The organism is Microbacterium sp. LWH3-1.2 (assembly GCF_040675855.1).
GTDB lineage: Bacteria > Actinomycetota > Actinomycetes > Actinomycetales > Microbacteriaceae > Microbacterium.
Genome location: NZ_JBEGIK010000001.1, coordinates 1063520 through 1076646, shown reverse-complemented (window position 1 = coordinate 1076646; position 13127 = coordinate 1063520). Strand labels below are relative to the sequence as shown.

Annotated in this window: 14 protein-coding genes; 12 read left to right on the top strand and 2 right to left on the bottom strand. The window is 68.8% G+C overall.

Annotated elements, in window-relative coordinates; translation table 11 throughout:
- Positions 1-48: 48 nt before the first annotated feature.
- Positions 49-1365 carry a M15 family metallopeptidase gene (locus MRBLWH3_RS05165; protein WP_363429337.1) on the bottom strand — a complete coding sequence of 439 codons (1317 nt, stop codon included), beginning with the start codon at positions 1363-1365 and terminating at the stop codon, positions 49-51.
- 217 nt (positions 1366-1582) lie between these two features.
- On the opposite strand from MRBLWH3_RS05165, the gene MRBLWH3_RS05160 reads away from it, so the two are divergent.
- Complete coding sequence (locus MRBLWH3_RS05160; protein WP_363429335.1) at positions 1583-3301, top strand: Rv2578c family radical SAM protein; 1719 nt, start codon at positions 1583-1585, stop codon at positions 3299-3301.
- Positions 3302-3311: 10 nt separating this feature from the next.
- Here MRBLWH3_RS05160 and MRBLWH3_RS05155 read toward each other — a convergent pair whose 3' ends face one another.
- Entirely contained in the window at positions 3312-4232 is a 921-nt protein-coding gene (locus tag MRBLWH3_RS05155; RefSeq protein ID WP_363429333.1) for an alpha/beta fold hydrolase, read from the bottom strand.
- A 70-nt stretch (positions 4233-4302) separates the two neighbouring features.
- Here MRBLWH3_RS05155 and MRBLWH3_RS05150 point away from each other — a divergent pair, with 70 nt between their 5' ends.
- From MRBLWH3_RS05150 to MRBLWH3_RS05100, 11 genes are all read left to right on the top strand, one after another.
- Positions 4303-4965, top strand: coding sequence for a TetR/AcrR family transcriptional regulator (locus MRBLWH3_RS05150; protein ID WP_363429331.1), 663 nt, complete (start codon positions 4303-4305; stop codon positions 4963-4965).
- 406 nt (positions 4966-5371) lie between these two features.
- Positions 5372-6301 carry an MOSC domain-containing protein gene (locus MRBLWH3_RS05145; protein ID WP_363429329.1) on the top strand — a complete coding sequence of 310 codons (930 nt, stop codon included), beginning with the start codon at positions 5372-5374 and terminating at the stop codon, positions 6299-6301.
- 88 nt (positions 6302-6389) lie between these two features.
- The gene (locus tag MRBLWH3_RS05140; protein WP_363429327.1) at positions 6390-6824 is read left to right on the top strand and encodes a Rid family hydrolase; all 435 of its coding nucleotides are present in this window, start codon (positions 6390-6392) and stop codon (positions 6822-6824) included.
- A gap of 62 nt (positions 6825-6886) precedes the next feature.
- Complete coding sequence (locus MRBLWH3_RS05135) at positions 6887-7849, top strand: PDR/VanB family oxidoreductase (protein WP_363429325.1); 963 nt, start codon at positions 6887-6889, stop codon at positions 7847-7849.
- 3 nt (positions 7850-7852) lie between these two features.
- Entirely contained in the window at positions 7853-8113 is a 261-nt protein-coding gene (locus tag MRBLWH3_RS05130; RefSeq protein WP_363429323.1) for a MoaD/ThiS family protein, read from the top strand.
- A gap of 4 nt (positions 8114-8117) precedes the next feature.
- Positions 8118-9257, top strand: coding sequence for a ThiF family adenylyltransferase (locus tag MRBLWH3_RS05125; protein ID WP_363429321.1), 1140 nt, complete (start codon positions 8118-8120; stop codon positions 9255-9257).
- A gap of 40 nt (positions 9258-9297) precedes the next feature.
- Positions 9298-10362 (top strand): GTP 3',8-cyclase MoaA, encoded by a 1065-nt coding sequence (moaA, locus tag MRBLWH3_RS05120; protein ID WP_363429319.1) that lies wholly within the window; start codon positions 9298-9300, stop codon positions 10360-10362.
- Positions 10363-10391: 29 nt separating this feature from the next.
- Positions 10392-11642: a gephyrin-like molybdotransferase Glp gene (gene glp, locus MRBLWH3_RS05115; RefSeq protein ID WP_363429317.1), complete on the top strand. Its 1251-nt coding sequence runs from the start codon at positions 10392-10394 to the stop codon at positions 11640-11642.
- On the top strand, positions 11635-12114 hold the full coding sequence (moaC, locus tag MRBLWH3_RS05110) for a cyclic pyranopterin monophosphate synthase MoaC (protein WP_363429315.1): 480 nt from the start codon (positions 11635-11637) through the stop codon (positions 12112-12114). The genes glp and moaC overlap by 8 nt, the downstream gene beginning before the upstream one ends.
- On the top strand, positions 12111-12608 hold the full coding sequence (locus MRBLWH3_RS05105) for a MogA/MoaB family molybdenum cofactor biosynthesis protein (protein WP_363429313.1): 498 nt from the start codon (positions 12111-12113) through the stop codon (positions 12606-12608). The genes moaC and MRBLWH3_RS05105 overlap by 4 nt, the downstream gene beginning before the upstream one ends.
- Positions 12601-13059 (top strand): molybdenum cofactor biosynthesis protein MoaE, encoded by a 459-nt coding sequence (locus tag MRBLWH3_RS05100; protein ID WP_363429311.1) that lies wholly within the window; start codon positions 12601-12603, stop codon positions 13057-13059. Before MRBLWH3_RS05105 ends, MRBLWH3_RS05100 begins: the two co-directional genes overlap by 8 nt.
- Positions 13060-13127 lie beyond the last annotated feature (68 nt).

Genomic DNA, 13127 nt, shown 5'->3' with positions numbered 1-13127 from the left:
TGCGAGCCGCGGCATCCGTCATCCGCAGAGTAGTGCCGACGCCCGACGTCAGCCGAGGTAATCGGGAGCCGGGTCGAGCGCGAAGAACTCCTCCAGGGAACTCCACCCGCCCTCGTGGTAGGCCTTCGCGAGCTCGGGACCGATGTAGCGGAGGTGCCACGGCTCGGGGAGGTAGCCGGTCACGGGCGTGGCCCCGTCCGTGTAGCGGACGATCCAGCCGTGCTCCCAGGCGTGCTCGGCGACGAACTGGCCCTGCGGCGTCGCGGCGAGCTGGTCGAGCGTGCCGCACGCACCGGCGCACGCGACGACGTCGGCGCTGAGGCCCAGCTGGTGCTCGCTGTATCCGGGTCGCGCGCTCACCTGGTCGGCGCGCTCGCCCTTCTCCGCGAAGTGGCGCCCGTACGTCGCCTGCTGGGTCTGGTACGAGCGGAAACCGCTCTCGAGCGCGATCTCGCCGACTCCGGCATTGCGGGCGGCGGTGGCGAGCGAGGCGAGGGCGGATGCCGCGTCCGACCGCAGTGCGCCGCCTTCGACGTTGCGCACCCCGTCGGGAAGGACGAGCGCAGTAGGGCGGTAGTCGATCGGGTTGGCCGGACGGATCTTGTCCATCACGGTCCACACCCGGGCGGAGTCGCCGAGGTCCACGCAGGGAGCGCGCCGCTCGACGACCGCGGCGCGGAACGCCTCGCCGCCGCCGGCCGCGGCGATCGCCGTCTCGTCGTCGCCGCGCTGCACGGCGGAAGCGACGTCCGGGAGGGTGCAGATGTCGGAGGCCGGCGGTGACACCTCCACCCGAGGAACGGGAAGCAGCTCGATCCGGGGCGGCTCCGCCGTCATCGTCCGTGCGGAATCGGCGCCGGCGGCTCGCTGCTCCGTCGGGAGCATCATCGCGGTCATCGCGGCCGACCCCAGCAGGAGGGCGGCGCCCGTTGCGAGCCCCGCCACGACCATCAAGCGCTTGGTGAGCCGGCGCGGCCGTGCGTGGCGGACGGGTTGAGCGCCCTCGTCGACGTCGAGCAGCTCGTCCGCGCGCGCCGCCCGGCGCTCGCTGACGACGGGCCGGGGCGAACGGACGGCGCGTCGACGCCCGCGAACCCGCGCCTCGGGAATGCGGTGCGGCGTCGAATCGGTCGGTTGCGGCGCAGCGCCCGTGGGGCGCAGCTCGAGCGGCAGGGCAGACGGCGCACTCACCGCGAGGGAGCCGGGCACGAAGTCGTCACTGGGCAGTTCGAACGCCGCCAAGCCGTGGATGGCATCGGTCTCGGTGCCGGCGGTGGCGCGTGAGACGACTGCAGCGGCGGTGGCCGGGGCGGCTGCGTCCCCCGTGGCGGCTGCACCGGGCGTGGCCGGGGCGGCTTGCGCCACGCGGGCGCGCCTCTCGGCCTCTTCGCGCATCGCTCGGGCGGCACGACGAGTCTCGGGGGCGGCTCGGGGGGTAGCGAGCCGGCCAGGCTCCGTCACGTCAGCCATTCTGACCTGTGATGGCCCGTTTTGGCCAGGCACGCGGCATCCGTCCCGTCGATGTTCTAGACACGGTCGCGCGAGCCTTGACTTGAGTTCGAAGATTTGTTCTCATGGATGCATGAGGTGGCAGGGACAGGAACTCGGCGTTGCGGATGCTGCAGCCCTGCCCGGCCTCGAACAGCTGAACGGCCTGGTGCGTTCGGTGACGACCCCCGAGTTCGCCGGGGTGACGTTCCACGAGGTGCTCTGCAAGTCCGCCCTCAACCACGTGCCGAGCGCGTCGGCAATGCCCTTCGACTGGACCGTGAATCCGTACCGCGGATGCAGCCATGCATGCGTCTACTGCGTGCATCCCGACACGCAGGTTCTGATGGCCGACGGCCGCAGCAAACGAATCGGCGACGTGCGCGCCGGCGACGAGGTGATCGGCACGCAGCGCGAGGGCGCGTCTCGCCGGTATGTGCGGGCGACCGTGTCCGCCCAATGGGGCACGCGCAAGCGTGCCTACCGGGTGACGCTCGCCGACGGCACCGAGTTGGTCGCCAGCGGCGACCACAGGTTCCTCACTGAACGCGGCTGGAAGTATGTGCAACCGGCGCCGGCCGGCTCGCCGCAGCGCCCGTTCCTGACGACGAACAACAGACTGATCGGCTTCGGCACCGGCGGCGTGATTGCGGATACGACAGTGACCGATGCTTACCGGCAGGGCTATCTGAGCAGCGTCCGACTCCTCGGCGGGCTTCCGGCGCGTCGACGTTTCTTCGAGCTCACCAGGCCGGCGATCACCCGGAGACTGAACCTGATCGGCGACGCGGTGAAGTCTGACGCGCCGCTTCGCGTCGTCTCGATCGAAGACCTCGGCGAGACGATCGACATGGTCGACATCACGACGTCGACCGGGGACTTCATCGCGAACGGCGTGATCAGTCACAACTGCTTCGCCCGGGGCACCCACGAGTACCTCGAGCTCGATGCAGGGCGGGACTTCGATACGCAGGTCGTGGTGAAGGTGAATGTCGCCGACGTGCTCGAGAAGGAGCTGCGGCGCGGCAGCTGGCAGAACGAGCCGGTCATGCTCGGAACGAACACCGATCCCTATCAGCGCGCCGAGGGGCGCTACAAGCTGATGCCAGGAATCGTGTCGGCGCTCACGGAGTCGGGTACGCCATTCTCGATCCTCACGAAGGGGACGCTGATGCGGCGGGATCTGCCACTCCTGAAGGAAGCCGCCACCCAGGTGCCCGTGACGCTCGCGATGTCGATCGCGGTGTTCGACGACGAGCTGCAGCACCTCATCGAACCGGGCACGCCCAATGCCACTGCGCGTCTCGAGACGGTGCGCGCGGCGACCGAGGCAGGGTTTCGCGTCACGGTCTTCCTGATGCCGATCATCCCGCACCTCACCGACTCGATCGCGGCGATCGACCACTCGCTCAGTCGCATCAAGGCGGCCGGCGCGGTGCGGGTCGTGTACGGCGCCCTGCACCTGCGGCCGGGCGCGAAGCAGTGGTTCCTCGAGTGGCTCGCCGAACGGCACCCCGAACTCGTGTCGTCGTACCGAGGGCTGTACCCCGGTGCGACGGCGTACGCGCCGAAGGCCTATCGCTCCTGGCTCGCGAAGCGGGTGCGTCCACTGCTGCGCGTCCACGGCCTCGACGGTCGCGCCGAAGAGGAGCATCCGCGCGGCGGCCCCGTGGCGGGTCTCGCCGACCGCGCCGACGCACGCAGCGCCCCGCCGATCGTCGTGACGTCTCGCGGACGCGCCGCGGCGACCTCGTTGCGGGCGGCATCCGCGCGGCCGACACCCGGAGCCGAAGCATCCGCTCGGCTCTTCTGAGTACGCAGCGCTATGCGGCGACAGACACCGCAGCGGACTCCTCGACCGTCGCCAGCGGCATCGGCTCGGGGAGCTGGGCGCCCACGTGCGCGAGCACGGCGTCGAGCACGGCGTCGTCGGTGAGGATGCGGTTGTGCCCGAGCCCCTTCGTCGCGAGCAGCTGCGACGCCGGGTTCGCGGCGACGATCCGCCGGGCCTCGCCGAACGGTACGACGCGGTCGCCGTGGTCGTGGGCGACGAGGAGCGGCACCCCGACCGGGAGTGGGCGTCGCACGGTCGACAGCCAGGCGAACGGGTCGGGCTCTCCGGGGAAGTACCGGGTCGCGAAGAGCTCCCGCATGCTCGCCGCCACTGCGTCGGGGTAGCCGAGCATGCCCTGGAACTGGCTCAGCAGCAGCTCGGCGTCGGCGGGTGCGGCGATGGTCACGACGCGCGCGGCATGGATGCCACCGGCGACGCCGACGAGGGTCGCGAGCCCGCCGAAGGAGTGGCCGACCATGGCGTCGAACGATCCGTGGCGCTCCTGGAGAGCGGCGAAAACGCTGAGCCAGTCCACGAGATACGTGCCCCGGCCACCCGACGCGCCGTGGGCGGGTGCGTCGAAGGAGACGACGCGATACCCCTCGGCGACGAGCTCGCGCACGAGTACGGAGAACTGGCTCGCGCGGCCGTTCCAGCCGTGGGACAACACGGCCGTGCGCGGACCGTCGCCCCACTCGTAGGTGTCGACATCGACGCCGCGGCGGTCGATCCCGGGGATGCGCACCGCGCGCAGTCGAGCGCGCAGCATCGTGGGCTCGTCGTCGGCGTGCACGGGTCTCGGCTTGTTGACGTATCCGAAGAGCGGCATGGCCACGGCGGCTCCCCACTGGGGCGAGACCGCAGCCGCGGCGCGAACGGACACGCCGGCGGCGGCGAGTGCGAGAGTCATGATGCTCCGATCAGAAGAATACGAACGATCGTACTTATGAACACGAACGATCGTACGGTAATCTACGGGTGTGACACAAGCCCCCGTCGACCGGCGCCGCCTACGAGGCGACGAGTCGCGTCGCGCCGTGCTCTCGCACGCGGTCGACACCGCGACGGTCGACGGCTTGGAAGGGCTCACAATCGGGCGGTTGGCGGATGCCTCGGGGCATAGCAAGAGCGGCATCGCGACGCTCTTCGGCTCGAAGGAGCAGCTGCAGCTCGCCGTCGTGGCCGCTGCCCGTGAGGTGTTCATCCACCGGGTCGTGACGCCTGCCCGCGCACGCACGCCCCGCGGGCTCGTGCGCGTATGCACGCTGCTGGGCGACTGGCTGGACTACTCGCGCGACCGCGTGTTCCGCGGCGGATGCTTCTTCGCCGCGACATCCGTCGAATTCGACGCGAAGCCGGGCGTCGTCCGCGACGCGATCGTCGCCGCCTCGAGCGAGTGGGAGGACTATCTCACCGTGAGCATCGAGTACGCGATGGCCGCCGGCGAGCTGCCTCTGCTCGACGACGCGCGGCAGCTCACCTTCGAGATGGTGTCGTTCCTCGAGGCGGCGAATACTCGATCCCTGCTGCACACGAGCGAAGAGCCCTACCGCCGCGCCGAGGTCGCGCTCCGCGCGCGCCTCACGTCGCTCGGCGGCGACCCCGGGCTCGTCGCCTCGATCGGCGCGGCGCCGGCCGTCTGACCCCGGCCGACGCACCGCCTCCCTCCGCCCCGCGCGAGCCCCCTGCGCAGCCTCGCGAGCGGGGCCACAATGTTACAGATGGCGAGATTCCTGCTGACGGCGATGCCCTTCACCGGGCATGTCACGCCGTTGCGGGCCGACGCACAGGGACTCGTCGCACACGGCCACACCGTGCTTACGGAGCTGAAACGTGCGCGAAATGTTGCGCGGCTACTGTCGAGCTCGTACCTCTTCCCACGGCAGGGCGCCCGGGCGAGAGAAGGATCACGGCCCTAGTGATCGAAGCGCCAGCTTCAATCCACATCTGAACCAAGCCGTTCCGAGGGATCCTTCTCATGCTTTTGCAACTGTCTGAAACCCTCTGCGCGGTCGGTTCCACTCCGAAAGAGGGTATGACATGCCTGCTATGAGTGACACCCTGGCGACTGCGGCGACGGTTTCCGTCGGGAAGGTGCAGCGTATCTTCCGTTATCCCGTCAAGTCCATGACAGGCGAGGAGCTCACCGAGTGCGAACTCGATGAGAAAGGTCTCGTCGGAGACCACCTCTGGGCGGTTTTCGAGACTGCCACCGGCAAGATCGCGAACAGCAAGAATCCGCGCAAGTGGGCCAAGATGCTCACTCTCCGCGCGGCGTACGTCGAGGAGCCGCGCGTTGGCGGCGAGATACCGCCCATCGCGATCACGTTCCCGGACGGAAGAGTCGTCAGGAGTGACGACGACGGCATCGACCAGGCGCTGAGTGCGGCGCTCGGGATCGACGTCCACCTGTCGACCATGGAGAACGTTCCGAGCACCAAAGCCGAGATGATCTGGCACGAGATGCTCGGCGACAACGCCTTCCGTCAGATGGGCTCGACGAACGAGCATGGAGAGCACCAGATCGACTTCGACCTGTACGGCGCTGAGGGTCGTTCGTACGACCTCGGCAACTTGCATCTGATGACGACCTCCTCACTGGACCACATGAAGTCGATCAACCCCGACGCGACGTACGACCCGAGGCGGTACCGCCCGAACTTCCTGCTCGAGACCACCGAACCGGGGTTCATCGAGTCCGACTGGGTGGGCAAGAGCATCCACCTGGGAGAGACCACATCGACGGTCATCATGAACACCGTTCGTTGCATCATGACGACCCTGCCGCGGGAGGATCTTCCTCTCGACCGGGCCACGCTCCGCGGTCTCGTGAAGCACAACACTCGCGTCGTCGAGCCGTTCGGGGACTGGGCCTGCCTCGGCATCTACTCGAACATCACCAAGCCCGGGAAGATCTCGATCGGCTCAGACGTCTCAGTCTCCGTCGAACTCGCCCCCGCCCTGGATCTCGGCTTCTGAGCCAACGACCCGCCCCGCGTCGCCGTCGCCACATCCCGAGGCGACACGGCGCGCTCATCCAACTCGCAATAGGCAGGAAGCATCAGAAATGACCACACTCACCAAGTCGGCACCCGTCGAAATAGTCGCGCCGGAGGGCACCACTGGGCGCGCCATCAGGGACCAGTTCCACGTCGCGGCGGCCTACCGGGCCGGGCACAGGATCGAACTGTCGGGTCAGACCGGACATCGTGTCGATCTCTCACTCCCGGAGTCGATCCAGGACGAGATCACCCAGGCCTTCGTCAACGTGACCGAAGTGCTCGAGGCTGCAGGCGCCGGGTGGGAGGACGTGTTCGCCGTGCGCACCTACCATACGATCCCGGCTGGCGCCTCGACCATCGACGGCGAGGCGATCGAGGCGGTCATCGCGACCTTCGCCACCCTGATGCCGAACCATTACTCGGTGTGGACGGCGATAGGCGTCCCCGCGCTCGCCTTCGAGGGACAGCGGTTCGAGGTCGAGATCACGGCGAACGCATGAACCTCTCCGGTGGCGACGATTGCGTCGCCACCGGATGGTCTTCGCCTCCTGGCAACTCCACCATGTCAACAGATACTCAGATCTTCCACGACCCGCTTCAGCTGGTCGTGGCCAAACGAACGTTCATCGCCCATCGTGTCGCCGTCCTCGAGCTCCGCCGTCCCGACGGCGGAATGCTCCCCGAGTGGACGCCCGGTTCGCACATCGCCCTCCACCTGGACGGAGAAGCCATGATCCGCGAGTACTCGCTCTGCGGCGACCCCACCGCACGGGACGTGTGGCGCATCGCCGTGGCCCTCGTAAAGGACGGACGGGGCGGCTCCCGACACGTCCACGAGCAGCTGCACGAGGGCGTCTGCGTGGAAGTGATCCGACTGGCCAACCTGTTCCGCTTCGAGCCCGCCGCGCGACCCCACTTCGTCGCGGGCGGGATCGGGATCACTCCGATCCTCCCGATGATCGCCACCGCTGCGGTTGCGGGCCAAGACTGGCGGTTGCTCTACCTCGGGAAGGATCGGGCGACGATGCCCTTCGCCTCCGAGCTGGAGGACCTGGGGGCGCAGGTCGTGCTCGCTGAGTCGTCGATGCGGGGACGGGTCGATCTCGCCTCGTACGTGACGGAGAACAAACGCGACCACTTCTACTGCTGCGGACCGGAGGGTCTGATCGAGGCCATGGAGACGATCGCGAAGAACAACGGCGTCTCGCTCACGGTCGAGCGCTTCACACCACGTGTGGTCCAGGCGCCCGCAGGCGAGGCGCCATTCGAGGTGATCATCGAGCCGACCGGCCAGACCGTGCAGGTGCCACCCGACAAGACCACGCTGCGCGCGCTGCTGGAAGCGGGCGTCCCCGTTCCGAACTCGTGCGGCGAGGGCACGTGTGGGTCGTGCGAGATGGTCGTGCTCGCGGGCGAGCCCGACCATCGCGACTCGATCCTGTCGGACGACGAGCGTGCGGCGAACGACTGCATGTTCGTCTGTGTATCGCGGTCGCTCACCCGATCCCTGACCCTGGAGCTCTGACACATGAACAAGACATCCATCGCCGCTTCCACCGTACGGGTGCGGTTCTTCGCCGCCGCGAAGGCCGAGGTCGGCTCTGGCGAGGCGACCTGGGGCATCCCGGACGGCACTACGATCGCCCAGGCTCTGGTCGCCGCAGGACTGGAGCGGAGCGCGGTCATCGCCCGCAGCAGCTTTCTCGTCAACGGACTCGCGGCGACCCGCGATGCGATGCTCCGCGACGAGGACGAGCTCGATGTCCTCCCTCCGTTCGCCGGAGGCTGAGTCGATGATCCCCCTCGCTCACCGCGCATCGCCGCTCAGCGCCGCTGAGCTCACCCGCTACTCTCGGCAGATCGCCATGAGCTCGATCGGTCACCGTGGCCAGCTACGGCTGAAGTCGGCACGGGTACTCGTCGTCGGGGCCGGTGGACTCGGCTCTCCTGTGATCGCCTACCTTGCTCGGGCCGGTGTGGGCACGATCGGGGTCATCGACGACGACCTGGTCGCCGAGTCGAACCTGCACCGTCAGATCGTGCACGACGACCTCACTGTGGGACAGCACAAGGTCGAGTCCGCCCTCGCGAGCATCGCGCGCGCCAATCCCCATGTGAGGGCTGTCGGCCATCGAGAGCGTCTCGACGGCCGCAACTGGCGACGGGTATTGGAGGGGTACGATCTCGTGGTCGACGGGACCGACGACTTCGCGACGCGCTATCTCGTCTCCGACGCGACCACCGAGTTGGGGCTCCCGTGCGTGTGGGGGACCGTGCTCGACACGGACGGACAGGTCGCGACGTTCTGGTCGCACTCGCCCCTCGGAGTCACGCTTCGGGACCTCTACCCGGACGAGCCCCCGGCCAGCGCCCTCAGCTGTGCGACGGCAGGCGTGCTCGGACCGCTGTGCGGGGTTGTCGCGTCATGGATGGCGGCCGATGCGGTCAAGATGATCGTCGGCCTCGGCGAGCCACTGCTCGGCCGGATGCTCAGCATCGACGCGGTCGACGGATCGACGGTCGAGATCCGAGTGCGCCGCCGGAACGACGAGGCCTCGTCGACGGGCATCGATCGTCATCCCGCAGAGCCGGTCCCCGACTCACCACACGACCTCATCTCATGGATATCGGTGTCCGAGTTGAGGCTCCGGCTTCACCAGCCCGACAGCCTCCTCCTTCTCGACGTCCGCGAGGACTGGGAGCGGAAGATCGCCTGCATCGAGGGCTCTGTCGGGATCCCCCTCGCCGAGCTCGACCCGGACGCGATCACCGCACTGCCCGACTTGCCGATCGTCGTCCACTGCCACCGCGGCAGCCGGGCACGTCTCGCGCGGGAGATCCTGAACGCGAACGGACGTCCCGACGTCCACGTCCTGCACGGCGGCATCGACGAGTGGTCGGCAGCTGTCGACTCCACGATCGCCCGGTACTGACCGGGAGCCGAACGATGTCTTCCCCCTCTGAAGGAGTGGCATGGCCCTGAACATCGGCATCCCACGCACCCGCGCCGCTGGGCTCGTCGACCGCTTCGGTCGGGTCGCGACCGACATGCGCTTGTCCGTGATCGACAAGTGCAATCTGAGGTGCACATACTGCATGCCCGCCGAGGGCATGGCATGGCTTCCCCAGCGCATGCTGATGACGGCCGACGAGATCGCCCGCCTGGTCGCGATCGGGCATCACGACCTCGGCGTCGGGGAGCTCCGACTGACCGGGGGCGAACCCCTCGTGCGCCAGGATCTGGAGTTCGTCGTCTCCCGTATTCGCGAGGAATGCCCGGTGCTGCCGATCTCGATGACGACGAACGCCGTCGGGCTAGACCGTCGCGCGCAGGACCTCCGCGACGCGGGGATGACGCGGATCAACGTCTCTCTCGACTCGCTCCACCCGGACACGTTCGCCACGCTCACGCGCCGTCCCTTCCTCGATCGTGTGCTCGACGGCGTCCGTGCCGCAGCACAAGCGGGCTTCGGGCCCATCAAGATCAATGCAGTGCTCCTGCGCGGCGTCAATGATCTCGAGGCACCTGACCTGCTGGAGTGGGCGATCGACCAGGGTCACGAACTCCGATTCATCGAGCACATGCCGCTCGATGGCGACCGGGCCTGGCGCGAGGACCGGATGATCTCGGCCTCCGAGATCCGGATGCTGCTCTCCACCCGGTTCACCCTTTCGCCCGCTCCCGAACTGCGCGGCGGGGCACCGGCCGAGCTGTTCGAGGTGCGGCGGCGTAGGCAGTCCCCTGAATCTCCCGCGCTCGGCAGGATCGGGCTCATCTCCTCGGTCACCGAACCCTTCTGCGCCGCCTGCACGCGAACGCGCGTCACGGCCGAGGGCCGCGTGCGGTCGTGCCTGTTCTCCCACGAGGAAACCGATCTGCTCTCGGAGATGCGCGCAGGCGCGACAGACGCCGAGATCGCGAAGCGCTGGCGTGAGGCCATGTACACGAAGCCACGCGCGCATGGATCCGAGACGGTCGGTCTTTCGAGCGCCGACTTCGTGCAGCCCGAGCGATCGATGAGCGCCATCGGGGGCTGACCCGCATCCACCACACCCGAGGACGACGAATGACATTCACGAACCGACCAGTCGACGTGCATCGGGCGATCGTGGCCCAGCTCGTGGCCGGGATCGCCCGCACCCCCGAGACTGTGGAGCTGCGCGACGTCGCCGTTGGCCCCCCACGCTCGCTTGCATCCGATGTGCCCGCCGCCGCGGAGCTGCCGGCCTTCGACAACAGCCAGATGGACGGGTTCGCGATCCGCTCCGCCGACGTCCGGTCATCGACGCCACAGCGGCCTGCGCACCTGCGGGTGATGGGACACCTCGCCGCTGGAGAGCACGGCGGGCAGGTGGGGGCCGGCGAGGCGTGGGCCGTCATGACCGGGGCCCCCATCCCCGGCGGAGCCGATGCGGTGGTCCCGATCGAGGAGAGCGGATTCACTTCGTTCCCGGCCCGCGACGCCGACGCGATCCTCACAGTCACGACGCCGAGCCCGGTCGGCAGGTTCGTCCGCGCTCGGGGCTCCGACGTGCGCGCAGGCGATCCGGTCGGCTCGGTCGGCAGTCCGGTCACACCCGCCCTCGTGGGCGCGCTCGCCGCGACCGGCGTTCAGCGCATCGCCGTGCAGCGCCCGCTCCGGGTGCTCGTCATCGCAACCGGCTCCGAGCTGAGGAGATCCGGGGATCCGGATCGGCCCGGCACGATCCTCGACGCCAACACGCTCATGCTGGGCGCTCTGCTGACGCCTCTCGGTGTCCGGGTGGTTGAGCGGGGGCCGGTTCCGGATGACCCGCGCGAACTCATGCGGCTGCTGGAGTCGTGCTGTGGCGAGGTCGATCTGGTCATCACCGCGGGAGGTGTGAGTCGAGGCGCGCACGAAGTCGTGCGCGACTGCCTGGCGCCACGCGGAGTGGAGTTCGGCACGGTCGCGATGCAGCCGGGAGGCCCACAAGGCGTCGGGATCGTGCAGCTCGCCGGAGGAGAGTTGCCGGTGGTCGCGCTGCCGGGCAACCCCGTGAGCGCCCTCGTGAGCGCGGAGGTGTTCCTGCGGCCGGCGCTGCTGGCAGCGACCGGACGGTGGGCGTACCGGCCCGCGTCGACGGCGCCGCTAGCGGAAGCTGCCCAGTCGCCCGCCGGCAAGCTGCAGGTGCGGCGCGGCCGCCAGGCGCACGATGGCCGCATCCACTTCGAGGGGGGCACGGCATCCCACCTTCTGCACGCGTACGCACGGTCGACCTTGCTCGCGTTCATCCCGCCCGAGACGACGACGATCAGCGTCGGCGACAGAGTCGAGTTCTGGAGGATCGATGAGTGAAGATATGCGACTGACGCACTTGCGCGCGGACGGCGCCGCCCACATGGTGGACGTCGGAGAAAAGGCAGTAAAGGCCCGGCGCGGGGTGGCCGAGGCAACCGTGGTGACGCGACCCCACGTGATCGAGTTGATCGCAGACGGCGAACTCCCCAAGGGGGAGGCCATCGGCGTCGCCCGCCTCGCCGGAATCATGGCGGCCAAGGAGACGAGCCGCCTCATCCCGCTCTGCCACCCGTTGCCGATCACCGCGGTCGAGGTCGACGCCACGATCGACGTCGACAGGATCGTGCTCCGCTCCGCCGTGTCGACTGTGGGCCGCACCGGTGTGGAGATGGAGGCGTTGACCTCGGTCGCGGTCGCCGCCCTCAGCGTCTACGACATGATCAAGGGCGTCGACCGCTCCGCCAGCATCGTCGACCTGCGCTTGGTCGAGAAGTCGGGCGGGCGCTCGGGAACGTGGACCCGCCTGTGAACGCGGCTGTCGTGGTCGTCGCGTCGACGTCGGCCGCACAGGGCCGCACGACCGATGAGACCGGTCCCGTGATCGCCGGCTGGCTCGCCGAGCGCGGATGGCGGCCCGACGTGCGAGTCGTGGCCGACGGCGACCCGGTCGGCGAAGCCCTCCTCGACGCCATCGCCGATCGAGTGCGAATCGTCATCACCACGGGCGGCACCGGGGTCAGCCAGACGGACGTGACACCGGAACAGACACGTCCGCATCTGGACAAGGAGCTGCCCGGCATTCCTGAGGCGATCAGATCCCTCGGTGCGAAATCCTCACCCCTCGCGGCGCTCTCCCGGGGTCTCGCCGGATTCGCCGGAGACACCTTCGTGGTGAATCTGCCAGGCTCCCCGTCCGGCGTCACCGACGGGCTCCAGGTGCTAGCGCCCCTCATCGGGCACCTCCTCGACCAGTTCTTCGGCGTCCGCCCACCCATCACGACACGGAGCAGGCATCATGTTTGAGGCACATACACCCGCATCCGCCGACGAGCGCCGTGTCGTGCTCGCCGGCGTGACCGACCTTCCGATCGGAGCTCAGGCGCTGCAGCACGATCTCGTCGGGATCGAGGACGGCGCAGTGGTCACGTTCGAGGGGGTGGTTCGCGACCACGACGAGGGAAGGCCGGTGACGGCGCTCAGGTACAGCGCGCATCCGACCGCGGGCGCCGCTGTGCTCCAGGTCGCGCGCGAGATCACCCGGCAGTACCCCGCCGTGACCGTCTCGGTGGTGCACCGCACCGGTGACCTCGTGATCGGCGACTGCGCGCTCGCGTGCGTGGTCGCCTCCGCTCACCGGCGTGAGGCGTTCCAGGCCTGCGCGGAGCTCGTCGACCTGGTGAAGGAGCGCGTTCCGATCTGGAAAGAGCAGCACTTCGGCGACGGCTCGACGGAGTGGGTCAACGCCATCGGCTGAGCCGGCACGATCGACCTCCCCCGATGGCGAATCGGTGAGTGCCTTCCAGGCTGCTCACCGATTCCCCA

Excerpts from the sequence above, each read along its gene's own strand:
- glp (WP_363429317.1), top strand. The coding sequence starts at position 10,392 with ATGACATTCACGAACCGACCAGTCGACGTGCATCGGGCGATCGTGGCC.
- MRBLWH3_RS05125 (WP_363429321.1), top strand. The coding sequence starts at position 8,118 with ATGATCCCCCTCGCTCACCGCGCATCGCCGCTCAGCGCCGCTGAGCTC.
- MRBLWH3_RS05135 (WP_363429325.1), top strand. The coding sequence starts at position 6,887 with ATGTCAACAGATACTCAGATCTTCCACGACCCGCTTCAGCTGGTCGTG.
- MRBLWH3_RS05155 (WP_363429333.1), bottom strand. The coding sequence starts at position 4,232 with ATGACTCTCGCACTCGCCGCCGCCGGCGTGTCCGTTCGCGCCGCGGCT.
- moaA (WP_363429319.1), top strand. The coding sequence starts at position 9,298 with ATGGCCCTGAACATCGGCATCCCACGCACCCGCGCCGCTGGGCTCGTC.
- MRBLWH3_RS05140 (WP_363429327.1), top strand. The coding sequence starts at position 6,390 with ATGACCACACTCACCAAGTCGGCACCCGTCGAAATAGTCGCGCCGGAG.
- moaC (WP_363429315.1), top strand. The coding sequence starts at position 11,635 with ATGAGTGAAGATATGCGACTGACGCACTTGCGCGCGGACGGCGCCGCC.
- MRBLWH3_RS05145 (WP_363429329.1), top strand. The coding sequence starts at position 5,372 with ATGAGTGACACCCTGGCGACTGCGGCGACGGTTTCCGTCGGGAAGGTG.
- MRBLWH3_RS05100 (WP_363429311.1), top strand. The coding sequence starts at position 12,601 with ATGTTTGAGGCACATACACCCGCATCCGCCGACGAGCGCCGTGTCGTG.
- MRBLWH3_RS05130 (WP_363429323.1), top strand. The coding sequence starts at position 7,853 with ATGAACAAGACATCCATCGCCGCTTCCACCGTACGGGTGCGGTTCTTC.
- MRBLWH3_RS05160 (WP_363429335.1), top strand. The coding sequence starts at position 1,583 with ATGAGGTGGCAGGGACAGGAACTCGGCGTTGCGGATGCTGCAGCCCTG.